The sequence below is a fragment of the Enterococcus ureasiticus genome (assembly GCF_001730285.1).
Lineage (GTDB): Bacteria > Bacillota > Bacilli > Lactobacillales > Enterococcaceae > Enterococcus_L > Enterococcus_L ureasiticus.
In genome coordinates, this window is the sequence record NZ_MIJZ01000001.1 from 1,162,587 (window position 1) to 1,187,182 (window position 24,596).

The window sequence follows — 24,596 nt, forward strand, 5'->3', positions numbered from 1 at the left end:
TTCTTTAATATTGTTTCTTTTGTGATTTTTGAAAGGAGAAGAAAATGAAAATTCAACTTATTGGAGCTTCTGGTACAGGAAAAAGCACCCTAGGACTTCATATCGCTGAAAAAGAACAAATCAAGTGGATCGATACTGACCGTTATATTTGGAAAGACGAGACCTTTTCAGAAAATTATCCAATCGATCAACGGCTAAAAATGTACGAAAATGATCGTGAAAAATTCGATCAATTTATTGTATCCGGCTCTGTATTCGCATGGAATCCTACTGGTTTTGATGACCGGGATTTATTGGTTTTTCTCACAATAGATGACAAACAACGATTCCAACGCCTAATAAAAAGAGAAGTGGAGAGAGGGGGGCAATCTTCTTTATGGTTAGACGAACATGGGAATCAAACCAATGACTTTTTAGATTGGTGTAAAACTTATTATACCGCCAAAACCCCTTCTGATATAGGGACACTTGCTGAACATAACTATCAAATCACTCATTCTAAAAGTCCTATTTTAAAACTAGACAGCAGTCAGTCACTAGATGTTTTATATCAATTGATCATGCAGAGGGTTAAACGTTAATCCATCAGAAAAAATTAGAAATACTATCCTATGAAACTGTATATCTTAAATAATAACTCTTTTTCGATTGTACAGAAAAACAATCCTCCTATAAATAAAATATAGATCTATAACAAAAAAAGAGCTGAAAGACCTCGTCTCTCAACTCTTAATCCATCAATAAAAAATCAAACCATCATCATATACACACCAGAAGCCACTACCGCACCGATAACAGGTCCAACAATAGGAACCCATGAATAGCTCCAATCAGAATCACCTTTAGTTGAAATCGGTAATAATTGATGTGCTAAACGAGGTCCAAAATCACGCGCTGGATTGATCGCATAACCTGTAGGTCCGCCTAAAGACAAACCAATCGACAAAATCAAAGCGCCCACAACTAATGGATTCAATCCATCTGTAAAGTTGTGTTGTGAAAATGAAAGTAAACCTAAAATTAAAACAAATGTTCCAATAACTTCAGTAACCATATTCGCTGGATAATTACGAATCGCAGGACCTGTAGCAAACGTCCCTAAAATCGCGCCTTGATCTTCTGTTACTTGCCAGTGAGGCAAATAGGCTAACCAAACTAAAACTGCTCCTACAATCGCTCCTAGCACTTGCGCTACAATAAACGGTACAACCAAACTCCATTCAAAACTTCCAGTCATCGCCATCGCAATCGTTACCGCAGGATTTAAATGAGCGGGGCCCATATATCCTGCAACATAGACCGCAATGGTCACAGCCATTGCCCATCCAAATGTAATCACGATCCAACCAGAGGCAGCCGCCTTACTTTTCTTTAGATTAACTCCTGCACATACGCCGTCTCCTAAAAGAATCAAAATCATTGTCCCTAAAAACTCACTGAAAATCTGTGTCATATTTGAAGTATCCATCTTACTTCGTCCCTTCTTTCAATATACTCAAGTCAGATTCTGCGATCAATTGATTTAGCTCGTTTGTATAACGTTCTACTTGGTTTTCAGACCAATTATAATAATGACTCATTTCAGAAATCACACCTTGTTTCACTTCATCTAGTGTATCTCTCATGAAAAGTAAGTGGTTCGTTCTACGCACAAGATAGTCGGCTGGTGTCAGTACCATCTCATTATCTAAAGCATAGTGCAGTGCCAATGTTTCAGCTAAACTTAACCCCTTAACAGGTTCCGTTGTAGCGATTTTTTCAAATAGTTCTGTTACATTTGAACCATATAAATGAGCTAGATATTCTGCCTCTTCTTGAGTCAGCCCTTTTTCCACCCCACGTTTTGCAAGAGCATTTAGTTCTTCTTCTACTTCCGCTGCATTCAGATCTCCCCCTGATACAGGATAAGTTTTAGAGTCGATCAATTGAAACTCGCAACTAAATTCTTCTTTCAAAATACGCTGAATCTCTTTCAAGGCACCTTCCGCCATTTTACGATAATCAGTTATTTTACCTCCTGACAATGTCATTAAGCCATCATCTGAACGCTCCAACAGACTACCACGAGAAACAGCAGATGGATTCTCCTTACTTTCAGCCAATGAATCTTCTAAATGATTCAAGACATTTTCTACATCAAAACGTGTTGCTTTTTTGTTCCGGTATTGATCAACAATGTCGATTACTTGATCGAAACTTTCATCAGATACTTTGCCATTATTACCACCGTTATAATCAGAGCCGCCATTTTCTGAAATCAATGGTCTAAGACCAGCCCAACTTGCTTCAATGTCATCAATCGTCACATTTGCTTTAGGGTAATGACTATTCACGATTTCTAACAGATAATCGACATCTTCTTGTGTAACAGTCGGATGTTCATAATCGCCAGTATAATCCGTATCTGTCGTTCCAAAATACGTTTTTTTCTCTCTTGGAACCACGAATACCATCCGTCCATCATGTTTTCCTGTATCAAAATAAGTAGGTTGCGGTACATATAATTTACTGCTGTCCACAACTAAATGAACCCCTTTTGTCGGACGCATTTGCGGCACTAAATTTTCTTTTGAATCTAACCCTCGAACCTTATCTGACCAAGGTCCAGTCGTGTTGATGACGATTTTAGCTTGGATATCAAACTGTTCACCTGTCAATAAATCTTCTGCTTTTACACCAATGATTTTGCCTTGATCATTTTGGATGAAGCCCACAGCTTTGACCTTACTGACCATCAAGCCGCCATCAGATGCGGCACGTTTGATATTTTCAATTACGAGGCGAGCATCATTATTTCTAAAATCTAAATAAACGCCACCCCCTTGTAATCCTTCACTTTTTAATTGTGGTTCTCTTTCCAATACTTCCTCTTTTGTCAGTGTATAATTTTCATATTTTGTACCGATCACATTCGCCAAACGATCATACAAATCCATCGCTACTTTGACCGAAAACATATTAAACGTTGCTTTTGGTTCATCATAAATCGGTAAAAGCATTGGGTCTGGTTTGGGAATGTGAGGCGCAATTGCTTGGACAACGGCGCGCTCTTGAACTGTATCGGCAACCACTTCTACATCAAAATTTTTCAAATATCGAATCCCGCCATGAACTAACTTGGTTGACCGAGAAGACGTGCCCTCTGCAAAATCCTGCATTTCGATCAGACCAGTTTTCATGCCAGCTGCACTTGCTTGTATGGCAACACCTGCACCGGTAATTCCGCCGCCAATGATCAATAAATCTAATTCTTCAGACTTCATCTTTTTAATAGATGCTTGTCTGGTTTTAATTGAAAATGACATACCACTCACTTCTTCCTTATTTTGATTTATGTTTGAACATTTGTGTTGCAGCGACCGCTTGTTGCCATCCTTCATATAAATCGTCTCGTTCTTCAGCTGACATTTTCGCATCAAACATTTGTCCCTCTTCATAGAATTCTTTTAACTCATCCAAATCTTTCCAAAAACCAACTGCTAAACCTGCTAAAAAGGCTGCACCTAAAGCTGTGGTTTCTAAATTTTGAGCTTTTTGAACAGAAGTATTTAAAATGTCTGCTTGGAATTGCATCAATAAATCGTTATTCGCGGCTCCTCCATCTACTTTTAAGATAGGAATATCGATACCAGTATCTTTTTGCATTGTATCGATAATGTCTCGCACTTGATAAGCAACTGATTGCAATGTAGCTTTTACAAAATCTTCTCTCGTGGTTCCTCTCGTTAAACCAAAAACAGCTCCTCTTGCATCAGAATCCCAATACGGTGCACCAAGTCCTGTAAAAGCTGGCACAACATAGACTTCATTTTTATTATGTGATTCGTTAGCTACGGCTTCAGATTCTGCAGCCGTTTGAATCATCTTCAATCCATCACGCAACCATTGAATAGCTGAACCTGCTACAAAAATACTTCCCTCTAATGCATAATAAACTTTACCATTGATTCCATAACCAATTGTTGTTAGTAAATTATTATCAGAAAGCTGTGGTTTTTCGCCTGTGTTCATCACAATAAATGAACCTGTTCCGTACGTATTTTTAACCATTCCTGGTTCAAAAGCCATTTGTCCAAACAACGCTGCTTGTTGGTCACCCGCCATACCTGAGATCGGAATTTCACTACCATAGAAATGATAGTTCTTCGTCAACCCATAAACTTCTGAATTCGATGTCGCTTTCGGCAGCATTACGCGTGGGATATTTAAAATATCTAAAATATCTTGATCCCAGTCTAAATCATGAATATTAAAGAGCATCGTACGACTTGCATTGGAATAATCCGTTACATGGGTTTCTCCACCAGTTAATTTCCAAACTAGCCAAGAATCGATCGTTCCAAATAATAACTCTCCTTTTTCAGCTCGCTCTTGTGCTCCTTCAACATGATCTAAAATCCAACGAATCTTTGTTGCTGAAAAATAAGCATCTACGATCAATCCTGTTTTTTCATGAATCATCTCGCCATGCCCATCTTCTTTTAATTGATCGGCAATTGGTGAAGATTGACGAGATTGCCAAACAATCGCATTATAGATTGGCAATCCTGTTTGCTTGTCCCAAACGACTGTTGTTTCACGTTGATTGGTGATACCGATCCCAGCAATATCTGAAGGTTTCACACTTGACTCAATCAAAGCACCTGCGATGACAGATTGAACAGAGTTCCAAATTTCATTTGCATTGTGCTCTACCCAACCTGCCTTAGGAAAAATTTGTGTAAACTCTTTTTGTGAACTACCAATGTTATTGCCTTTTTTATCAAAAATAATTGCTCTTGAACTGGTTGTTCCTTGATCGATCGCCATGATGTATTTTTGTTCTGTCATTAGAATTTACTCCCTTTCGTGAAAACGCTTTATATTTGATATATTTATAATAATCGGAAACTGTTTCATAAAAACGTCAACTTTTTTTTAATTTCAAAAATAAATGAAAGTTTTTCAACAAAGCCTTGTTCTATCAATAAAAAAAGGCCAAAAATAAAATAGCAAATCATTTTACCTTTGGCCTTTTTATTCAATTCATCCTTTCGTATGTAGCGCTCGGATTTTCATCCTGATTTGATTGATATCATAAGTTGATCCAAGTTCCGATAATACATAAACCTCTTTTGCAGAACGATAGGTATTCGGCTTCATAACATTTGTAATCAACAAATCATACGTTCTTTTTGAATCAAATGGTTCGATCGTTAACCCATTCAAATTTTTTAAGCTCAAGACTAAAACCTGAGTCATTACTTCCTTATACAAATGATCCATCTTTAAATCAATCCCAATCCGAGTTTCACCAACGATTTCAAAATCAATAATCGCCAACACACTAAGATATTTCACCAATGACCATTCATACAAACTATTGCCTGTCTCATAAATTTTACCAAAGCATTCTAAACTTTTATCTAAAAGAATCCGAGAAAAATCAGCCAGCTGATGACTGGAAAGTGTCTGTTCTTTTTGCCAAATATTCTCCCGATCAAACAATTCCAGCTCTCCTTTGAAAAAATACAGCCGACTATGGATCTGAGAAAAATAATAAAAGATCTTTTTTTCTAATTCTGGGAAAAACTTTTGCGGACGATAATATAAAATCACATGCTCTAAAACAAACGTGTCTGCAAGTGATATTGGCGTCCTTCTACCACGAATCAAACTATACTCAGCAAAATCTGATTCTGCCAAAACAGACATACTCGTTAGAAAAATAAAATGTAGTAAACTCTCTTCTTCATCGATTTCAAGTGGATATCGACTAAAAAAACGTAAAACAAAGGAACGTAATGTTTTAAAAAAAGGATCTTGTTCATACCCCATACTTTTACTGTATAATTCTTTAAATATTTTTGGTTGAACCACGATTCTTTTCTTACTGATCGTCAACCATAAACTGATTTTCAACCTGCTATGTTCCTCAAACGAAAGGGACAGTGCTTTTTCCAAGGCCTCAATGATCCTAGAATTTTGAACCGTTAGTGTTTTTTCTTGATGTTTCTCATACGGAGTTAAAAACCAATAAATTTGAAAATAAAAATAACGAATTTGGAGCTCTTCACCTTTTAATTGACCGTTACCAATTTTAAGATCAAACTCTTTTAATAACAGATTTAGCTCTTTGATTTTCCGAAATAAAGAAGACTCACTGATCATAAATTTAGTGGTCAGCTGAGCAATACTAAATTCCCGATACTGAAATAAGTAATCTATCAACTGAAATTTGATTGACCCTCGAACATACTCTTCCAAAACTTTACTGATCGAAAACTGATCTGACATATGAATTGCCACCCATTGTCCATCATAAAATAACGTACAATCTTTTTCATAAGGCTTCAAGTAATACCCTAATTCCTTTAAATCACTTTCAAAGGAAGCCTTTGAAACTCCTAAATAATCAAGTAACTCTTGGTCTGCGATACGACCACCTGCCAAGATCACCTTCTTTAAAATACCAATCTCTCTCGCTTCTTTTTTATCCAATAATTCTTCAATTTTCATCCGCTTCACTCCACAAACCTTCAAAACCTAGCTGGTTCGTGATATCGATCACGTTTGAATAATAAGGATGATACAAAAAATCTTTTTGGTAAAGCTCTTCAAGTGTTTGACCCATTTGGATCCCAAGCGCTAGTGTATTGATTTTCTCTAGGATATCTGCTTTTGAAACTAATTGTGCACCTAAAATTTTATGACTTTCTTTTTCGAAAATAATTTTTCCACAAATTTTTTCACAACCTGAAAATAAAGAACTTCTCTGCTGAACGTGGGAAACCGCAATCGGCTGCCCATGAAATAATCCTTCTGCTTCTGTCAGTCCAGTACTGGCTACATAATAATCGACAAGTTTAGTCCCAATCGTGCGAATCGAGCCGACAAATGGTGTGGTTGCTTCTACAAGATTTTGAGCCACAACTAACCCCGTTCTAACCGCATTATTCACTAATGGGATATAAAATGATTCCTGAGACAAGCTATAAGGCACTTGAATGCAGTCACCAATCGCAAAAACGTCCGCTTGAGATGTTTGCAAATACTCATTCACAAAGACGGTCTGATCCGTATGAGTCCTGATATGTTCATCCAAATAACCAAGATCTGGACGGACATTCATCCCAAATATAGCACTATCACATACTAATTCGGATTTCTTCGTTTCAATCAGTAGGCCTTCATCTGTATCGGTTACTTTTTCAACGGTTTCATCAAAATGAAACACGACACCTCGAGACACCATTTCAGCTTGTACTGGACGAATCATCTCTTCATCGAAATACTTGAATAACAAATAATCCATACGTTCAAAAAGGTGTACTTCTTTGCCTTTTTTTAACAACGTATCTGCTGCTTCTCCGCCAATTTGACCGCCGCCGATCACTGCTACTTTGTCACTATTTTCCAAACGTTCAATAGCTTTTAGAACACCAGGCAAAAATTTATATTTTAAAACCTTTTCCGAATCACTACCAAGAATTTTGTTGGACCATTGACTAGAGCCAGTTGCTAAAATCAATTTATCAAATGACATAAAAAACTCAGTTTCTTGCTTTTCATATTTGATGATATGCTGTGTTGAATCCATACTGACTACTCTTGCATTTAACAACAAAGAGATATCGTTATCTATTAATTGTTCTTCTGAAATAAACTGAGCGGTTTCGATAGGATCGATCGTTTTATTAAAATACAGATTGATTCCGCCAGGCAAATAACCAATCGTTTGTTGCTTCTCGATTAAATGAATTTCAGCTTGGGGATGTTTTTTTCTGATAGCCAAAGCAGCTGATACTCCAGCAAAAGAAGCGCCAATAATCACTACTTTCAAAATAAACCCTTCCTTCTAAATAAAAAAACGCTTTCTTAAAGAATAGCATACGCTAGCTCCTAACGCATAGAAATAAGCTAGTTTGTTTTCATTTTTCACTAAAAAATCCGTTTACTCTCATACAAGAGAGTAAACGGATCAATTACGTTATTTCTTATCTTTCATAAAGTTTTGAATCGCTTCAGCATTCTTTTGTTCATCAAGTTCGATCACACTTCCAGAATCTGTATAATCATTAAAGCTCCATGAGCCTTCTACTGGAACAGACAATGATTTTAACGGCTTCACTTTTCCAGTAAGAAAATCTTTTGCTAAATCAACTAGTAAGCTCGTTGGCACATTTGTATCGATTTTTCCGACCATTTTTCCTGCAACTTGTGGTAATTCCCAAATTGGAATCAAATCTTTAGACTGCTCTACTAAAGCGTCCATCACCTGCTGCTGACGTCTGATCCGTCCAAAATCGCCTTCTTCATCCATTCTAAAGCGGGCATACTGCAATAAACTATTTCCATGCAATGTTTGCTTCCCCTTGAAGATATCCACACCGTCTAAATTAATATCTTTTTCAGCATCGATCGTAACTCCTTTTGGATAAAGTTCATCAATAATGGCACTAAATTCTTTAAAATCCAGGACAACATAATAATTGATTGGTAAATCAAAATTCGTTTTCAACACATCTTTTGTCATTTGTGCGCCGCCATAGGCATATGCTGCATTTATCTTATCTTGGCTACCATCAGGAAATGTTACGTAGCTGTCCCGCATGATCGAAATCAATTTAGGCTGTTTCGTTTTCCCATCATAATGAGCCACCATAAGCGTATCTGAACGCCCTTGATCCTCATCATCGTCTCTGGAGTCATTTCCAACGATCATGACCGTTAATTCCTTCTCACTTGTTTGTTCGTCGCCAGTAAAATTTTGGTTTTTATTAGGAAGTTTTGATTCACTCTTTTCCTTTGCCGTTTGGAATGAAACCGCCGCATAGCAGCCTACACTCACGACTACAAGGAGAATCGATAACAAGCTAATCGTAACTATTTTTACAGATTTTTTCATTATTTATTCCTTTCTAAACATAAAAGTTAAATGGGTTTGTTTGGCCTTAAAGTAAACCATAGTGTATCACATGAAACCTAATAGCTCTAATTTTTGCTTGACTAAAAGAAAAATCCCTCACCAAGAATACTCAGCGAAGGGATTAGATTATAGGTGTTTAAATGTATGACACTCGCCATTTATTTATAACTTACCTTACTCTTCTCTTCGTTGAGTTTTAGCACTATATAACGTAAAAAGCATTGCTTTTAGCTACTTTGAAAAACGCCTTAATTCGACGAATTTTGTCCTACCCGTACCTGTCTTTCGACATTTCTGAGCAGTAGCTTATGTTTATATAGGAGCCTCACCTAACAAGTATTTAATTCATTTTAAACTATAAGCGTATCGAATCACAAAGTCAAATTAAATTTTATCTAAACTATTCAAACCCAGAACTATCTTACTAAAATAAACCGACTTTTCACTTGTTCTTACAATAAAAGCACTCTCATAGTAACAAACTATTCAAATAAAAAATCTTTATATTTTCTTAAAAGATTGCTATTCCATATAAAAAAACAACTTTAGATAGACATTCCTCCTTTTATCTGTTTCAATGTTTAAAAGACAGAACACTTGGAGGATATAAATGGAACACTTTTTAGAAAAACAACAAGAGTACTTTTTCAATTTTTTAACTGATAGCATCGATAACTTTTTATTAGATCACTCTGATGAAACATTTTACGCCTTTGCTTTAGACTGCAATATTCATGAAGAAGGTGAAATCAACCTGTGCTTTAATACAGTAGAACTATGGCAAGAAACAACAAGTTATTATACGAATAAAGGCTACACTAAAATACAATTAGACGAGATGAAATACGCTTCTCGTGATTGGGATGAAAATCAGCGAGTTGCCTCTATCCATTTATTTGATGATTGGGTGGAAGATGAACAAGATATTGAGATGGTTCTAGAATGGCTTTGCCAACAAATGATCCTCTTAACGGACAGTGAAACATTCGAACGAATTCCAAAAACAGAAGATTTCAAGCTATTGGTTTACGATCATGACGAAAGTCCTTCTGATTCACAAGAAAGATTTGAAAAAATAGGAATGTCAGAAATTTTTCAAATAGAATAACATAAAAATGAGGCCGAGACAAAAGTTTTTAGCTCCGAGAAATAAGAGGGAATTCACAGAAATTGCTCTTCAAATTTTTGTGAATTTCAGCTTTTTTCTCGGAGCTGCTTTTTCTCGCCGCTTATTCAGTTTTAGAGCGCACATCAAAACTGATTTTTAGTTTTGTCCCACCCTCATTTTTTATATAATCGACTATAAACTAAATGCTAATTCTTCCACTTTAAAAAGAGTGACTAAGATCTGATTGACAGTTTCCACTAATTTTTTCTCATCCATCATTTGATCCCTTGTTTCAATTTTTGCAGTCTCAATTGAATAAGTCAGAAAATCATATTCTTCTTTAAGTGTAATTTGATGATCATCTTTTTTATATAAAGTAAAATCATCAATAACATCCATCTGATATTCTCGTTTATATCCATTTTTTAAAGCAATCGCTGTGACCAAAGAATTTACTGTCAAATTTTCTAAAGGAATAACTTGTTCGTCTATCGTCAATGTATAGTTTTCATCTTCAATAATTCCGCAAGCATTACAGCCTCCATCTAACAAGTTCACCGTTTTACTAATTATCGCTTTTTTCATTATTACAGATCCTTTCTTACGCTTTAATCTATTTCTTCACATATTATATCAAAAACGAAGACACAATGAAGTAACTAATTTATTTCCAACATTATGAGAAATCACTCATATATATTTACTTTATATTTCTTTTAGATAATAATATAGACATCTACTATTCATAAAATAGTAGTAAAAAAGAGGAGGTATTTTTTATGAAATTTTTTAAAGGTATGATGGTTGCAGGATTAGCAATCAGTTTCTGTTCTACTAGTTTGACAGTGGTATCAAACTCAGCAGAAGCAGCAACAGTGGTGGAGTCAAATTACAATAAGACAGTTACTTTATTCAATAAAGCGGATATCTTAGCGTACACAGGTCTTTCATTAACAAGCTCAACTGTATCATCTGTTTACAACGAACTTGTTAAAGCAAGTACATGGGAAGTTGCTGGTTATTCTTCATCAGAAGCCGCTGTGATTGCAAGAGATTTCAGCAAAAATTATTACAAATCAGTAAGTTTGTTACAAAAAATGACGTACCAAAATGATCTACATCTTAAAGTTATCTTGATTACTAAAGGGTTTGCAAAAGCAGAATTTGGCTTACAATCTTACTATGTTTCAGAAACCCCTGTTACTCCAGAAAAACCGCAAGAGCCTGAAAAACCTGTTGCTCCTGAGACACCTGAAGTTCCAGAAACACCAGAAACACCCGTTGCCCCTGAACAATCTGATTTAAAAAAATTAGAAGTTCAAGTGACTTACACTACTGGACAACAAATTCAATTGCAATACCAAGTAAATACTAATGGCACAATCAAAGCACAATACCAAGATAAATCTAATAAAGTTCAATTACAAGGCAGTGCTGCTGAAGTAAAAATCGAAGGCATCATTGCTGGCTTAGACCTTAAAAATGCCAGTGAAAAAGAAATCACTTCACACTTTTTGACTAAACTTGGTAAGGGGACAAGCTACAAACAATTCCAATATCAAGGTCAATTTAATGATAATACACAAGTTAAATTTAAACTAAAATAAGCAATCTTAAAAAAATCTCCACTTTCTACTCATGTAGAAAGCGGAGATTTTTATTTATTCAACTCTTTTTTTCCTTCGCCACAAAATATACGTCTGAATCAACACCAATAAAACCAACAAAATAATCACTAAAATCAACCACATCGGAACTTTACTTACAACCTTCGTTTCTTTATTTTCTTCATTGATTATCTTCGCTTGCTCTCTTGTAATCTCAAACTCATTCTCAAATTCCCATTTCTTCCCCTCTTGATTGATCAATGTTTTACTGATATATTTCCCAGGCAGCAATTGTCTTTTGATCGGCACGGGAAAATCCATCACAGAATCCGGCGCCATTTCAAGCGTTTCTTTTTCCAATTTGATCAAAGGAGTCTCTTCCCTTTTTTTTCGAATCGCAAACTTCAGATCCATTTTCTTTGAAATCGCTGCGTTTTTATTGCGAATCGAATGAATCACTGACATTTTTTTCCCTTGTTTGGATTTTGCTACTTTTACTGTATCCATTTCATAATCAGGTAGAACCGACGCATCCGTCTCATTCAAGACAACACCTACCACATAATGAAAGCGCTGCTGTATGGTCACATCTTTACTTTTGGTTTCACTTTCAGGTGAATTTTTAGTAAAACGCAGTCCACCTACAATAACACCATCATATCTTTCCTTTGGCATCTTCAAATGAAAACGAGCAATTTTAGTTTCATATGGTTGCAGGGAAATAGTCGTTTCTAGAACCTTGATCAGAGATTCAAAAGGATAAGCCAACGCTTTGTCTTTGATACCTTTTACTGTATAGTCAATCATTCCCTCTTCCGTTGTCGTTGCATTTATCGCATTGACTGAAACGGAAATAGGTGCGTCTTCTGGATTCACTAATTTAACTTGTAATTCTTGCTCCTCTTCCGGCAGCATTTTTAAATCAAAATAGGATTTATTGATATCGACTTGATTCTGTGGGATGACTGCTTGTACATAGAAACTGTTTGTTTCTTTACTTTTTTCTTGCGCAAAAACAGCTTTTGTATTCAATAAACTAACTAAAAAAATAAGTCCGATAGAAAATAATATATGAAACATCTTTGACCTAGAACAACCGCTCATCTAAATCGCTCCTTTAATTTAATCAGAAAAAAGAGTGGAATAAAATGATGCTCATCCCACTCTTTTAGATCACCCGTTGATTCTATGGCGCATCTGCCAATGTCCAATCGATCGTAGAGGTATGTTTACCCAACGTTGCCATTGCGGCTGGCACATCAAGTGTCACGCCCGTGTTTTCAGCATCCGGCCAAGTGAATGTCCATGTTCCAGCACCGGCTCCTGCTGCGGCAGTTGCAAATGGTGTCGCAGTTGCAGCTCCGCTCGTTAATTTGACTGTATTAACTGGTGTTGGTGCCTCTGCATCACTGTTCGTTCCTGCTTGTGTGTTTTTAAAATTCAAGCTGGCATTCGGTAAAGAAGCTGTAGCGGAACTATCTTTGAACCCATTTAATTTTCCGCTAAGTTTCCAACCTGCATTCGTTCCTCTGGCATCTGAAACAACAACATTGATCGCACTAGGATTGGTTGGAATGTATGAAGCATCATTCACTGAAATCGTTTGTGACGCATAGCTGATCGTAGAAACAGCTTCTAATGTTAAAGCGCCTGGTGTAAAAGTGACATCCAAATCAGTTGCCTTATTAATATCAGCAGCTGAAGCAGATTGCCCTAAAAATAATGTACCAAAAACAACCGATAATAATAAAATTTTGGAACTAGTAATAAATAACGTTGAACTCTTCATTTTATACACCCTTTCTTTTTTGGTAATACTTATATTTATTTGGCACCGACAGAAACAATGATTCTACCGCTTGCAGCTGTTTCAGTACCAAGTGTTGCCGCTGTATTAAAGGTAATCGATGTACCTGCTACTAATTGACGACCAGAAATATCTAGTGAAAATGTGCCGTCTGCATTAACTGGTACTTCTTCATAAACATTTCCTGGAAACCTCACTCTAACTTTAAACTGAGTTCCTTCTGGAGGATTCGTGATTTTAACCGATCCTTTGATTATTATATCGCCAACAAAAATTGGTGCTACAACTGGTGCAGGAACAACATAACCTTCTAAAGACGGGATCTTACCAACTGCGAAAACCACACTGTCACTTTCTTTTCCTCTCAACGATTGAGCATGTTCAGCAATGGTTACTAATCTTAGTGGATTGCCTTCTTTTAAGTTTTTATCAGCTATAGGAATCGAAAAAGTGCCATCATTTTCAATCGCTACTTTTCTAACAGAACCATCAGAAAATTGAACTTGCATAAATAATTTAGTTCCTACTGGAACATTCGTTAACGCAATAGACCCTGTAATAACCTTACTGCCTTCATTTACAGTTTTGAACTGAGGTTTTGGAACTTGATAGTTTTTTAATGGATCAACAATCACTTGTTTGACTTCAGGTTCACTGACATTTGTTCTCGTACCATCACTCGCTTCAACGATTACGTTCAATAAATCATTGCCTTGAGGTTGATACTTACCAAATGGAATCGTAAAGCCGCCATCTTCATTGATTGAAGCCGTTAAATAAGTACCATCAGGTAAAGCCACTTTAGCTTTAAAACTCACACCTTCTGGAATAGGCTGAGTTAGCTCAACACTACCACTAAGGCTAGCTGCACCTTCTAAAACATCATTAACCACTGGTTTTGTAACTACATAGTGTAAAAAGGGATCGGCTATTACGTATTTGATTGTTGGCTCACTAACTTTCGTGTACTTCTCTACATTGGCTTCGATCACTATTTTTAACTGGTCATTGCCTTGAGGCTTGTACTCACCAAAGGGAATTGCAAACGTCCCATCCTTATTGACCGTTTCAGATAACGTTGTTCCATTAGGCAATTCGACTTTCGCTTTAAATGTCACACCTTCTGGCACTGGCTGTGTAATCGCTACATTTCCATCAAGACGCGTCACACCTTCTAAAATATCCTCAACAACAGGTTTTGCAACTGAATAATTCACTAAAGGATCTTCTTCTACTTTATCGAAATATAAATTGATTGCATCCCCGTTTGCATGAATCGTATTCAGTAATTCTAAATCAATGACTGGTTTATTGACCGCCATTGCAGTCACTTTTGCTTTTTCAGCGGTTATATCAGAAACCTTCGTCGAAAAATTAAAATCAACATCGCCAAGTACATTAGCCTGTAATGCTTGAGTTAACACATCAGATGTTCCATTAGCAATTTTTCCTACAAGATCAAGCAAACCATTAACAGCTGGTTTTAATAGATCAAGAACAGGATTCAATATAGCCAGAAGCCCCGTAAATTTTAGTCCCGCAACTGCTTCTTTTAGTGGATTAAACAACTTTGCATAGGTTGTGCGAACGTATTGTCCTAATCCATCCGTGAAATCGACCATCACATACTTACCGTCTGGTGATAATTTCCCTTCAACAGTGGCTTGATAACTACCTAAATCTTGAAGAGAGTTAAGCCCTTCAAAAGCCTTTTCCAGCGAATCAAGTTGTAATCCCAATGGTTTCGCTAATCCAAGTAGTCTTGTTACAAGCCCGCCTACTTTTAAAACCAAATCCTTGACCACCGGAACATCTCCCGGCACGATTGGAAGTAACTTAGCACTGGCATTGATCAAAATAGGTCCATCAATTTTCCCACGTAATTCTTCAGGAATCGTAAAAACAATAACCTTTGGTGATACTAAACCGACATCTGCAACGGCGGTTCCTTTAAATGAAAGATCTAAATCATATGTAGAATCTGCATTTTTTTCCAACTTAACGCCATCACTGATGACGGTCCCATTGTTGGAAGACAACTGTGTCCCTTTTAAAATACTGACATCTGCTAAATCCGCAGCATTTGCCGACTCAGCAGCATTCGCTTCATACTGACTATTGTCCCCAAACAGTACCGGCGAACTTGGGATCACAGCAGCTGATAATAGAACTGTAGTGCCCACTAGCGTAATGATAGAACGATAACTCTTTTTCATGATTGCCTCCTTTTGTTTCTAGATCCACCTGCATAGCTAAATACTTAATGCATGATTTCATTGTCAAGAATACTATCTATATAATTTTATTTCAAATAATTAGATTGTAATTCTTGTTTAAAAATATATGTAAATGGTTAAAATTACACGACGTTTTTATACGCTTAAAACATTATGAAAAACGTTTGTTTTTTATTCCAAAATTTCAGTATCATTCTACTGATTTTTATTTAGAAATCCCTGTATTTTTTTCAGATATACAAACTATAAACAATCATTTCAACTTTATTTATAGGCTAGAAACGTAACTTTTCAAACAAATAAAATAACAATCATTTTCTATATAAAAATTTCATCATTTTAGATTATTTATAGAAAAGATATCTAAAGCTTAGCTTGTCTATCCTATGTTAAAATAGAAATAAGATAAATTACTTAAAAACTGGAGGTCGCACTATGGACTATCAAGAAATACTTACGTTTTGGTTTAAGGAATGCCAACCTAGCCATTGGTTCAAAAAGGATCTTGCTTTTGATGCTCTTATTAAAGAGAGATTCTCAACGATCCATGCCCAAGTAGCTCAAGGTGAAAAATCAATTTGGCGGAAAACCATTGAAGGTCGTTTAGCTGAAATTATTGTATTGGATCAATTTTCTCGGAACTTATTTAGAGACGATGCGCAATCTTTTTCATATGACGGCATGGCATTGATATTAACACAAGAAGCGATGGCTACTGGGGATTTGGACCAATTGACCACTCAACAAAGGGCATTTTTATTTATGCCATTGATGCATTCTGAGTCTTTAATTATTCATGAAGATGCATTAAAATGTTTTGCTGAAAAAGGGATGGAGCACAATCTTGAGTTTGAACTTAAACACTATGATATTTTAGTTCGATTTGGTCGTTATCCACATCGTAACAAGCTATTAGGTAGACGCTCAACAGCTGAAGAAATAGCCTTTTTAAAAGAGCCAGGATCTTCATTTTAAGAATCAAAAAAAGGTCTAAGACATAACTCTTCGAGTTATATCTCAGACCTTTAAAATTCAGATAGACATTTTTCCCAACTTCATTTTTAATAGCTTTATTTAACCAATTCTTTCTCAAAAAACTCTGCCACAACATCCATCATTGCACCTTTGACTAAGTGCCCTTCACTCTCGCCTGTCATAAACATGCTATTCTCAGCATAAGGTTTCCCCTCGATCATTTGATAAAAATTCGCCATATCTTCATAAGGAATTTTAGGATCTTGTGTCCCATGCCAAAATAAAACCGGACGCTGGGCCAACTTTTCAGGCACTTTCGAAAGATCATAATTGGCTACCCAGCTAAGTAATAAGGGTAAATCATTCGGGACAAAAAAGTCCATTTCAGCTGATCGTTCCATCACTCGCTCAATATATCGCTGTGGTGCTGGTGTTCCCATCATGCAAGCTGCCGTTTGGATTTCTGGGTGTTGAGTCAATAATGCACATGTCGTGATGCCTCCCATTGAAACTCCGCCAACCCCAATTTTTCCATCTTCAATCAACTCTTGCTTCTCAAAATGACGCACCAATTGAGCAAATTCAATGATATTATATTGAATACTCGACCAAAATGTCACTGAAGGAATCGGTGATATCGGTCCCGTTTTCCGTTCACCATGGTTCATTGCATCAGGCAAAATCACCCGTATTCCTTTTTTCGCTAATTTCCTGGCTTGCGTCAGTGATAATTCCTTTGCTGACTGCCAGCCATGATAATAAATAACTAAGGGTAACGTGCTATTTTTAGCTTCTTCTGAAACAACTTCCAGAACTGGAATTTTTTTTATGTACCGATGTCTAATACTGATCTTCATGTTATTCACTCCTAAAAAAGCAGTTCTTCTTCATTTAAGTATACACCTTAAACTAAAATCCACTGCGGTTTTAGCTTTAGCCATTAGAATTGATTAAAAAAAACAAAACGTGTAGTTATCTATTTCGTTTCAACATTCTTCTCTTTTTTCGTCTTTTTAAAAGAACTCTTAGACGTAGTAAGGTTAGCAGTATTACGATTACACCTAAAATTCGTATAAAAATAATTAAAAGTACTCCTAAACGATTCTTCTCAATTTTGACCACTTTATAACTTTCTTCAATTGCCTTCAAATCGTCTGGTTTAATAGGATAAATTGTGCTCCCTTGTTTTACAATATCAGTTGCATCTGCATAATTTCCTAATCCATCACTTGCTCGAAGGTACATTTCTCCTTCAGTACCATCTCGATTTAAATCGATGCTAAATGAGCCATTTTTATCCACAGAACTTTCTTGATAATGGTATTCATCATTATCGGTGTAGAAAAGTTCGATTTGAAAAGTATTCTTTGATGCTGGCATTTTAATTTCACCAGTTATCGTTTTATTTTCTTTATTAAAATTCACCTCTGAAAAAAACGTCGTTGGCTTGTCACTACTAACCAAATATGGAACATTTTTATAATGATAAATGACTCCTTCTTCAGAAGTAAAACATAAATCCGTTGAATAGATGCCTATTTTATCTGTTTTGACTGGATTCTTTTCATAGTACATATCTTTTATCTTGATCTTGTCACGATAAAAAATTGTTTCTATAAATCCACCATACTCATTCGTTGGGCCATTCAACACAAAATTTGCAAACCGTATGTAAGGACTATTTTTAAAAGGAAACGCTAAATAGACCCCTTCTTTTTTCTTTTCAGTCCTAGTTGTTTTTCCATTTAAAATTTGCTTACGAGCATACTGATACGACAATTCATTTAAATCATCGAAACTTGACTCCACAGCAGATTCCCCAAGATCTTCTCCATAGCAAATAATAGGTAAAAATAAAAACAACAGGCTAACCACTAACACCACTTTTTTCATAAAAAACTCCTTCAACAACCTTGTAACGTATTCATACCCAAAAGATATCTTATAGACATCACTTTTTAATTTTTCTTAACCATTAGCTATTAAATAACTATAGTCATCTTTTTTAAAGTATAAAGAAAGTTTGCTAGAAAGAAAAGTTTATTTTTCATTTTTATATCAATTTTACTATAAAGTAACAAAAACTCTGAATCCATGTAAGACATAGGACTCAGAGTTTCGAGTTAAAACCTTATTTTGTTTCACGGTGTAAAGTAACTTTTCTTTCACGTGGGCAATATTTTTGCTTTTCCAAACGATCAGGATTGTTACGTTTATTTTTGCTTGTTAGGTAGTTACGTTCTTTACAAGAAGTACATTCTAAAGTAATGTTTACGCGCATGTGTTTTCCCTCCTATATCTAATTTCGAATTTCTAAGATATTTCTTAGCCTCAAATATCATATCATGTTTGTCCATGAATTTCTACCCTTTTTATGAAATTTGTAAAGGAAAACTACTTTACAAATATTATTGAGCTTTGTATTCAGCATAGGCATTAACGATTGCTGTAACCATTGATTGGTTTGGTCTAGTACTTTCACTGGTTAAGTGAGGCAATACGACACTCACAGCGATCTCAGGGTCATTATAAGGTGCATAAGCTACTACGTTACTGTTAACTGTAACGTGCTCCCCTACATTGGTTTCGGCAGTACCCGTTTTAGCGGCAATATCAAGTGCTGCACCTTGCATATATTTTCCTGTCGTAAAGACGCCATTTCCGTGTACAACATCATAAAACCCATTTTGAATGATTTGCATTTGTTCTGTACTGATATCCACTTTATTCAATTCTTTCGGTTTTAATTCCTCTTTTAAATCACCAAGTGAACCATCTGACTTGTTATCATAAATTCCTTCAACCACATGTGGCGCAAAACGAGTACCACCATTCGCTACAGTTGAAGCATATTGTGCCAGCTGCATTGCTGTATAGGTATCATACTGACCGAAAGATAAATCGAGTAAATGTCCTGGCATTGGCGCTGCATCTGAATCAAAAGCTTTATTTGAAAGTCCAGTTTCCTCACCAGGTAAATCAATTCCTGTTGAAACACCCATACCATACTCACCAAATGTTTTACGCAAAACATTAAACAAGGTTGGATCTCCCGTTTGATATGGCAACTGCATATTGTATTGATAGTCAGTCTTCATCATTTTTAATACTAACTTCATCATATATGCATTGGATGAATACTCTAATGCTTGTTCGGCGCTAAGTGGAATTTGATTTCCTGGAATTTTATTAAAAACAGACGATTTCTGCTCACTTCCAAAAATTTGTAAAGGCTCATCTATCAACACATCATTACCAGTAATCACGCCTTGTTCATATCCTGCTGATATCGTGGCTCCTTTTACTACCGAACCAGGTTCAAAAGCTTTATTGATCGTAGCTAGTGGGTTAGATGTCAACTCATTTGTAGCTGGATCACGATCTAACGCAACCATTGCCATCACCGCACCTGTTTTAGGATTCATGACAACAACGTAGGCACCATCTGAATAAGCGGCATTTCCTGTTGCCAATAATTGTTGATACTGATCTCGAACAACTTCTTCGATTTTCGCTTGAAAAGCCATATCGATCGTTAATTTTAGATTCTCACCTTTTTTACCTTCTGATACAGGTGTTTGGGTAACAATTTTCCCTTTACTGTCTAACGTTACTTCTGAGATTGCTTTATGTCCTTGAAGAATGTCTTCGTATTGTTTCTCTAAGTAACTAGTCCCAACACGATCATTTAGTTCATAGCCTTTAGCAATATATTCATCGGCTTCTTCTGCTGGTAAACCAGCTTTTTGAGAAGATACTTTCCCTAGAAGACTCCTAAGATCTGTATCACTCGGATAATCTCGATCCCAGTCCATTCCAGTAGAAACTCCAGCGATTTCTGAAGTATTTTCACCAATTATTGCGATTTCATCCTGAGTGACCCCTTCATTTTTGATAAACGCTGTATTAAGCTCTCCAACTGAGTTCATTCGTTTAAAAATTGTAGCAGCTTGTAACGTATGCCCATCAAAATTGATTTCTTCTGGTGTTACTTTTTCCACGGTTTTAACATACAACGTTCCTTCATCTGTGATCTTATTGCCTTTTTCGTCAACTTTGTCTGCATCAGTCAACCGTTTTTGAGCAGCTTTTAGATTTTCAGGGGTCGCTAACCAAAAATCTTTTTTATCTCGCTCTGTCAATTCATCTGCTGGTACATGGATCAAGTCATTGACTTTATTTGCGATCGGTACAAGGTCTTTTGTCTGAACCTTTTTACCACGTGTATAAGTAATGGCTAGATTAGCTTTGTTTCCAGCAAGTAAATTGCCTTTTGCATCATAAATCTGTCCTCTTGGTGCACTGCTTTTGATTTTTAAAGTTGAGTTCTCCTCAGCTTTTTTTGCATATTGCTGTCCTTCAGCGATTTGTAAATAACCTAATCGAACAATCAATGCAACAAACAATCCAAAAATCACAAAAAACAATAAGTTCAAGCGGAACGGTATATGTGATTTTTTACTCTTTTGTGTCATTGGTTCTTCATTCTCTTTTTTTAATTTATCTAAAAAGCTCATTTTTTTCATTTATCCTTAATCCTCCATATGAGAAAAGTCTCGCTTCTCTATTGTAACGAAAAAATGCAAAAAAAAATAGAGGGAATCCTCTTACTAAGAAAATATTTAATTTTTACTGAATAAAAATGGACAAAGCATGATCGCCTTGTCCATTTTTTTTAATTATCTTCTACTATAATTCGCTACATCAGCGACCATACTGTCGACAAAGATATTTAAATCGATGACTTCTGTTTCTTTGCTGCCATAACGGCGGATATTAACAGTTGCATCATCCATCTCTTTATCCCCAACCACGATTTGATAAGGAATTTTTTGTGTTTGAGAGGCACGGATCTTGTAACCCATTTTCTCATTACGATCATCTACTTCAATGCGTAAACCTTGTTCTTGCAGACGTTTTTTTACTTCATACGCATAATCAGAATGAGCGTCAACCGACACTGGAATAATTGTCGCTTGGATCGGTGCCAACCAAGTTGGGAAAGCGCCTTTGTACACTTCAGTTAAGTATGCAACAAAGCGTTCCATAGTCGAAACGATTCCTCTGTGGATAACCAATGGACGGTGTGTATTTTCACCATCTTCACCGACGTAAGTCAGATCAAAACGTTCTGGTAATAGTGCGTCGATTTGAATTGTAGAAAGTGTTTCTTCCATTCCTAATGCTGTTTTCACTTGAACATCAAGCTTAGGACCGTAAAAGGCTGCTTCACCTTCTGCTTCAAAATAATCGATACCCGCTTCATCTGCTGCTTCTTTGATCATTGTTTGAGATCTTTCCCACATTGCATCATCGTCAAAGTATTTCTCTTTGTTGTTAGGATCTCTTAAGCTTAAACGGAAACGATAATCTGTCACATCAAAATCAGCGTAAACTTCAACCATTAATTTCAATGTACGTAAGAATTCTTCTTTGATTTGATCTGGACGAACAAATGTATGCCCATCATTCAATGTCATTTCACGCACACGTTGTAACCCAGATAGAGCCCCAGATTTTTCATAACGGTGCATCATACCGAGTTCTGCTATTCTAATTGGTAATTCACGGTAACTGTGGATATCATTTTTATAAACCATCATATGGTGTGGACAGTTCATTGGACGAAGGACTAACATTTCACCATCTCCCATATCCATTGGTGGGAACATGTCTTCATGATAGTGATCCCAGTGTCCAGATCTCTTATAAAACTCAACGTTGGCCATGATTGGTGTATACACATGTTGATACCCTAAGCTGATTTCTTTATCTGTAATATAACGCTCGATCGTACGGCGAATTGTCGCACCTTTAGGTAACCAGAATGGTAATCCTGAACCTACATCTGGGTTAAGCATAAATAAATCAAGCTCTTTCCCTAATTTACGGTGATCACGTTCTTTCGCTTCTTCACGCATTTTGATAAATTCTTTTAAGTCTTTTTTATCGAAAAAGGCTGTTCCGTAAATACGTTGCATCATTTGATTGTTGGAATTTCCTCTCCAATACGCACCAGCTACTGATAATAATTGGAATACTTGAATACGACCAGTTGAAGGGACATGGACACCACGACATAAATCAACGAAATCACCTTGATCATATACAGTGATAACTTCATCTTCTGGAAGTTCTGAAATCAATTCAACTTTGTAAGGATCATCTGCAAATAATTCTAGCGCTTCACTCTTAGTAACAACTTTACGGACGATTGGGTTGTTTTCTTTTACGATTTTCATCATTTCTGCTTCAATCGCTGGTAAATCTTCTGCTGTTATCGGATTTTCACCATTATCAGTATCATAGTAAAAACCAGAATCAATGGCTGGACCAACACCGAATTTGATTTTTGGGAATAAACGACGTAATGCATTAGCCATTAAGTGAGCGGATGAATGACGTAAAATACCTAGTGCATCCTCATGATCTGGTGTCACAATTTCGATATTTCCATCTTCTTCGATTGGACGATCTAAATCTATTAATGTGCCATTGAATTTCCCTGCTAATGCTTTTTTAGCTAAACTGTTACTGATACTTTTAGCGATGTCTAATGTTGACGAACCAGCCTCAAATTCTTTGACTGCGCCATCTGGAAAAGTAATATTGATTGACATTTTTTGTTTCCTCCTTTAGTAAATTATGATTGAAAAAAACTTCTACTTGCTTGTAGGTGGTGATTCACTAGTATGGTAACTTCTCTCCCGTTGCTCGCCTTGTATTGTTCATCATCTACTCTGGCGAATCCAGTCGTAGTCCTTCAATTCTTAGAGTTTGATGCGATCGAAACGCAGCATAGTGATTCACAACAAAAAGTCCTAGTATCCGAATTAAATCAGATACTAGGACGAAAAGTTCGTGGTTCCACCTATTTTTAAACACAGCAAACAGCTATGTTCCTCAAGCGTGTTAACGGTACGGCCGCCTTTGTTTCAACAAAGGTTGGAAAAAGTGGTCATTCCTTGTGCAGGTCTGGAAAATTTTCAGCCAAGATTTTCCTCTCTAAAAGACTGCTTGCAAGTTCAGTTGTCTTTCTCATCAATCATTTATGAGTTAATTTAAACACTTCTTCAAATAAAAAGCAAGCATTTCTTATAAATTATTACTTTTTCCATTGACCGCCTTGCGCATAACGATCTTTTTTCATCTCGTTTACGATAACATGGATATTCTCTTGAGGAGCTCCTGTATTTCTAGATACAACTTTTGTGATTTCTTTGACCATGTTTGTCAGTTGCTCTTCACTTCGTCCTTCAATTAATTCAACGTGAATAAATGGCATACTTTTTCCTCCGTTCATTTTTTTTATACTTCAATGATACCACTGTTTAAACAATCTATTTATTTTTCAGCATTCAAAATAAACATAGACGCATCTTGGTTCATAAATATATTCTGACCGTGATAAAAAGTTCGGCTAGAGATCGATTTAAATCCGATTTTTTCAAGTTGTGTTTTTAACTCAAGCTGAGAAAAGCCATTATGAACTTTCTCATGATTGATGTTTTCATTTTTATCAAAATCGACAACTAAAATATGTCCTTTTGGATTTAATGCTTGATATAATGACTTCAAAATATCCAGTGTATCAGGAACATGTAAGAGAACTAAAGAAACAATGATCAGGTCAGCTTTTATATTCAGCGTATCTTCGTTAGAAAAACTCCCCACTACTGTTTTTACATTTATTCGATTCATTTGCGCGATTTTTTGGTCAACAACGTGGATCATTTCTTTAGATGGATCGACAAATAGCATTTCCTCAAATTCATCTGAAATTTGTAGACCAATCAATCCTGTACCACAGCCATAATCTAGTCCAGTTTTACCTGTTGTATCACCTAATTCTGTCTGGATTCCTTTTGTGATAATACTTGCCAACTCTAATTGTTTTGGTGAATCGTAGTGTTGTGCAATTCGGTCAAAAATATTCATGGGCCTTCCCCTTTTC

At 36.1% G+C, this 24,596-nt stretch carries 21 protein-coding genes and 1 riboswitch; of the genes, 4 read left to right on the forward strand and 17 right to left on the reverse strand.

All coding sequences use genetic code 11. The features are described from left to right. Window positions 1-44 precede the first annotated feature (44 nt). Complete coding sequence (locus BCR21_RS05470) at window positions 45-581, forward strand: shikimate kinase (RefSeq protein ID WP_069645467.1); 537 nt, start codon at window positions 45-47, stop codon at window positions 579-581. A 167-nt stretch (window positions 582-748) separates the two neighbouring features. On the opposite strand, the gene BCR21_RS05475 is transcribed toward BCR21_RS05470, so the two are convergent. The 6 genes from BCR21_RS05475 to BCR21_RS05500 form a co-directional block, all read right to left on the reverse strand. Then, a complete protein-coding gene (locus BCR21_RS05475; RefSeq protein ID WP_069645468.1) occupies window positions 749-1,468 on the reverse strand; it encodes an MIP/aquaporin family protein in 720 nt (239 codons plus the stop codon). Window position 1,469: 1 nt separating this feature from the next. Further along, window positions 1,470-3,305, reverse strand: a complete 1,836-nt coding sequence (gene glpO / locus BCR21_RS05480; protein ID WP_069645469.1) for a type 1 glycerol-3-phosphate oxidase — start codon at window positions 3,303-3,305, stop codon at window positions 1,470-1,472. Window positions 3,306-3,321: 16 nt separating this feature from the next. Beyond that, on the reverse strand, window positions 3,322-4,830 hold the full coding sequence (gene glpK, locus BCR21_RS05485; RefSeq protein ID WP_069645470.1) for a glycerol kinase GlpK: 1,509 nt from the start codon (window positions 4,828-4,830) through the stop codon (window positions 3,322-3,324). Between the two features lie 195 nt (window positions 4,831-5,025). After that, window positions 5,026-6,498 (reverse strand): helix-turn-helix domain-containing protein, encoded by a 1,473-nt coding sequence (locus BCR21_RS05490; protein ID WP_069645471.1) that lies wholly within the window; start codon window positions 6,496-6,498, stop codon window positions 5,026-5,028. Continuing rightward, on the reverse strand, window positions 6,488-7,813 hold the full coding sequence (locus BCR21_RS05495; protein WP_240488072.1) for an FAD-dependent oxidoreductase: 1,326 nt from the start codon (window positions 7,811-7,813) through the stop codon (window positions 6,488-6,490). The genes BCR21_RS05490 and BCR21_RS05495 overlap by 11 nt, the downstream gene beginning before the upstream one ends. Before the next feature lie 156 nt (window positions 7,814-7,969). After that, complete coding sequence (locus BCR21_RS05500; protein ID WP_069645473.1) at window positions 7,970-8,887, reverse strand: LCP family protein; 918 nt, start codon at window positions 8,885-8,887, stop codon at window positions 7,970-7,972. Between the two features lie 196 nt (window positions 8,888-9,083). After that, a riboswitch (M-box (ykoK) riboswitch) is annotated at window positions 9,084-9,252 on the reverse strand. Between the two features lie 266 nt (window positions 9,253-9,518). On the opposite strand from BCR21_RS05500, the gene BCR21_RS05505 reads away from it, so the two are divergent. Beyond that, window positions 9,519-10,016, forward strand: a complete 498-nt coding sequence (locus BCR21_RS05505; protein WP_069645474.1) for a DUF4303 domain-containing protein — start codon at window positions 9,519-9,521, stop codon at window positions 10,014-10,016. Window positions 10,017-10,208: 192 nt separating this feature from the next. Here the strand turns inward: BCR21_RS05505 and BCR21_RS05510 are convergent, their stop codons facing one another. Next, on the reverse strand, window positions 10,209-10,601 hold the full coding sequence (locus BCR21_RS05510; protein WP_069645475.1) for a DUF4809 family protein: 393 nt from the start codon (window positions 10,599-10,601) through the stop codon (window positions 10,209-10,211). A 194-nt stretch (window positions 10,602-10,795) separates the two neighbouring features. On the opposite strand from BCR21_RS05510, the gene BCR21_RS05515 reads away from it, so the two are divergent. Then, on the forward strand, window positions 10,796-11,623 hold the full coding sequence (locus tag BCR21_RS05515) for a YusW family protein (RefSeq protein WP_069645476.1): 828 nt from the start codon (window positions 10,796-10,798) through the stop codon (window positions 11,621-11,623). A gap of 54 nt (window positions 11,624-11,677) precedes the next feature. Here the strand turns inward: BCR21_RS05515 and BCR21_RS05520 are convergent, their stop codons facing one another. From BCR21_RS05520 to BCR21_RS05530, 3 genes are all read right to left on the reverse strand, one after another. Continuing rightward, window positions 11,678-12,727 (reverse strand): WxLIP family cell surface protein, encoded by a 1,050-nt coding sequence (locus tag BCR21_RS05520; protein WP_069645477.1) that lies wholly within the window; start codon window positions 12,725-12,727, stop codon window positions 11,678-11,680. Between the two features lie 82 nt (window positions 12,728-12,809). Beyond that, window positions 12,810-13,412, reverse strand: coding sequence for a WxL domain-containing protein (locus tag BCR21_RS05525; protein WP_069645478.1), 603 nt, complete (start codon window positions 13,410-13,412; stop codon window positions 12,810-12,812). A 35-nt stretch (window positions 13,413-13,447) separates the two neighbouring features. Continuing rightward, window positions 13,448-15,646 (reverse strand): adhesive domain-containing protein, encoded by a 2,199-nt coding sequence (locus BCR21_RS05530; protein WP_069645479.1) that lies wholly within the window; start codon window positions 15,644-15,646, stop codon window positions 13,448-13,450. Window positions 15,647-16,102: 456 nt separating this feature from the next. On the opposite strand from BCR21_RS05530, the gene BCR21_RS05535 reads away from it, so the two are divergent. Beyond that, the gene (locus tag BCR21_RS05535) at window positions 16,103-16,642 is read left to right on the forward strand and encodes a DUF924 family protein (protein ID WP_069645480.1); all 540 of its coding nucleotides are present in this window, start codon (window positions 16,103-16,105) and stop codon (window positions 16,640-16,642) included. Window positions 16,643-16,737: 95 nt separating this feature from the next. On the opposite strand, the gene BCR21_RS05540 is transcribed toward BCR21_RS05535, so the two are convergent. From BCR21_RS05540 to BCR21_RS05570, 7 genes are all read right to left on the reverse strand, one after another. Then, window positions 16,738-17,499, reverse strand: coding sequence for an alpha/beta fold hydrolase (locus tag BCR21_RS05540; RefSeq protein ID WP_069645481.1), 762 nt, complete (start codon window positions 17,497-17,499; stop codon window positions 16,738-16,740). 115 nt (window positions 17,500-17,614) lie between these two features. Continuing rightward, on the reverse strand, window positions 17,615-18,535 hold the full coding sequence (locus tag BCR21_RS05545; protein WP_069645482.1) for a hypothetical protein: 921 nt from the start codon (window positions 18,533-18,535) through the stop codon (window positions 17,615-17,617). Between the two features lie 238 nt (window positions 18,536-18,773). Next, window positions 18,774-18,923: a 50S ribosomal protein L33 gene (rpmG, locus tag BCR21_RS05550; RefSeq protein WP_002296119.1), complete on the reverse strand. Its 150-nt coding sequence runs from the start codon at window positions 18,921-18,923 to the stop codon at window positions 18,774-18,776. Between the two features lie 127 nt (window positions 18,924-19,050). After that, a complete protein-coding gene (locus tag BCR21_RS05555; RefSeq protein ID WP_069645483.1) occupies window positions 19,051-21,168 on the reverse strand; it encodes a penicillin-binding transpeptidase domain-containing protein in 2,118 nt (705 codons plus the stop codon). A 153-nt stretch (window positions 21,169-21,321) separates the two neighbouring features. Beyond that, entirely contained in the window at window positions 21,322-23,262 is a 1,941-nt protein-coding gene (thrS, locus tag BCR21_RS05560) for a threonine--tRNA ligase (protein WP_069645484.1), read from the reverse strand. Window positions 23,263-23,747: 485 nt separating this feature from the next. Continuing rightward, window positions 23,748-23,927: a 2-hydroxymuconate tautomerase gene (locus BCR21_RS05565; protein WP_069645485.1), complete on the reverse strand. Its 180-nt coding sequence runs from the start codon at window positions 23,925-23,927 to the stop codon at window positions 23,748-23,750. Between the two features lie 59 nt (window positions 23,928-23,986). After that, window positions 23,987-24,580 carry a class I SAM-dependent methyltransferase gene (locus BCR21_RS05570; protein WP_069645486.1) on the reverse strand — a complete coding sequence of 198 codons (594 nt, stop codon included), beginning with the start codon at window positions 24,578-24,580 and terminating at the stop codon, window positions 23,987-23,989. Window positions 24,581-24,596: the final 16 nt, after the last annotated feature.

What these genes read in the sequence shown, in the direction of transcription:
- BCR21_RS05470 (WP_069645467.1), top strand. Translation starts at nt 45, where the DNA reads ATGAAAATTCAACTTATTGGAGCTTCTGGTACAGGAAAAAGCACCCTA.
- BCR21_RS05475 (WP_069645468.1), bottom strand. Translation starts at nt 1,468, where the DNA reads ATGGATACTTCAAATATGACACAGATTTTCAGTGAGTTTTTAGGGACA.
- glpO (WP_069645469.1), bottom strand. Translation starts at nt 3,305, where the DNA reads ATGTCATTTTCAATTAAAACCAGACAAGCATCTATTAAAAAGATGAAG.
- glpK (WP_069645470.1), bottom strand. Translation starts at nt 4,830, where the DNA reads ATGACAGAACAAAAATACATCATGGCGATCGATCAAGGAACAACCAGT.
- BCR21_RS05490 (WP_069645471.1), bottom strand. Translation starts at nt 6,498, where the DNA reads ATGAAAATTGAAGAATTATTGGATAAAAAAGAAGCGAGAGAGATTGGT.
- BCR21_RS05500 (WP_069645473.1), bottom strand. Translation starts at nt 8,887, where the DNA reads ATGAAAAAATCTGTAAAAATAGTTACGATTAGCTTGTTATCGATTCTC.
- BCR21_RS05505 (WP_069645474.1), top strand. Translation starts at nt 9,519, where the DNA reads ATGGAACACTTTTTAGAAAAACAACAAGAGTACTTTTTCAATTTTTTA.
- BCR21_RS05510 (WP_069645475.1), bottom strand. Translation starts at nt 10,601, where the DNA reads ATGAAAAAAGCGATAATTAGTAAAACGGTGAACTTGTTAGATGGAGGC.
- BCR21_RS05515 (WP_069645476.1), top strand. Translation starts at nt 10,796, where the DNA reads ATGAAATTTTTTAAAGGTATGATGGTTGCAGGATTAGCAATCAGTTTC.
- BCR21_RS05520 (WP_069645477.1), bottom strand. Translation starts at nt 12,727, where the DNA reads ATGAGCGGTTGTTCTAGGTCAAAGATGTTTCATATATTATTTTCTATC.
- BCR21_RS05525 (WP_069645478.1), bottom strand. Translation starts at nt 13,412, where the DNA reads ATGAAGAGTTCAACGTTATTTATTACTAGTTCCAAAATTTTATTATTA.
- BCR21_RS05530 (WP_069645479.1), bottom strand. Translation starts at nt 15,646, where the DNA reads ATGAAAAAGAGTTATCGTTCTATCATTACGCTAGTGGGCACTACAGTT.
- BCR21_RS05535 (WP_069645480.1), top strand. Translation starts at nt 16,103, where the DNA reads ATGGACTATCAAGAAATACTTACGTTTTGGTTTAAGGAATGCCAACCT.
- BCR21_RS05540 (WP_069645481.1), bottom strand. Translation starts at nt 17,499, where the DNA reads ATGAAGATCAGTATTAGACATCGGTACATAAAAAAAATTCCAGTTCTG.
- BCR21_RS05545 (WP_069645482.1), bottom strand. Translation starts at nt 18,535, where the DNA reads ATGAAAAAAGTGGTGTTAGTGGTTAGCCTGTTGTTTTTATTTTTACCT.
- rpmG (WP_002296119.1), bottom strand. Translation starts at nt 18,923, where the DNA reads ATGCGCGTAAACATTACTTTAGAATGTACTTCTTGTAAAGAACGTAAC.
- BCR21_RS05555 (WP_069645483.1), bottom strand. Translation starts at nt 21,168, where the DNA reads ATGAAAAAAATGAGCTTTTTAGATAAATTAAAAAAAGAGAATGAAGAA.
- thrS (WP_069645484.1), bottom strand. Translation starts at nt 23,262, where the DNA reads ATGTCAATCAATATTACTTTTCCAGATGGCGCAGTCAAAGAATTTGAG.
- BCR21_RS05565 (WP_069645485.1), bottom strand. Translation starts at nt 23,927, where the DNA reads ATGCCATTTATTCACGTTGAATTAATTGAAGGACGAAGTGAAGAGCAA.
- BCR21_RS05570 (WP_069645486.1), bottom strand. Translation starts at nt 24,580, where the DNA reads ATGAATATTTTTGACCGAATTGCACAACACTACGATTCACCAAAACAA.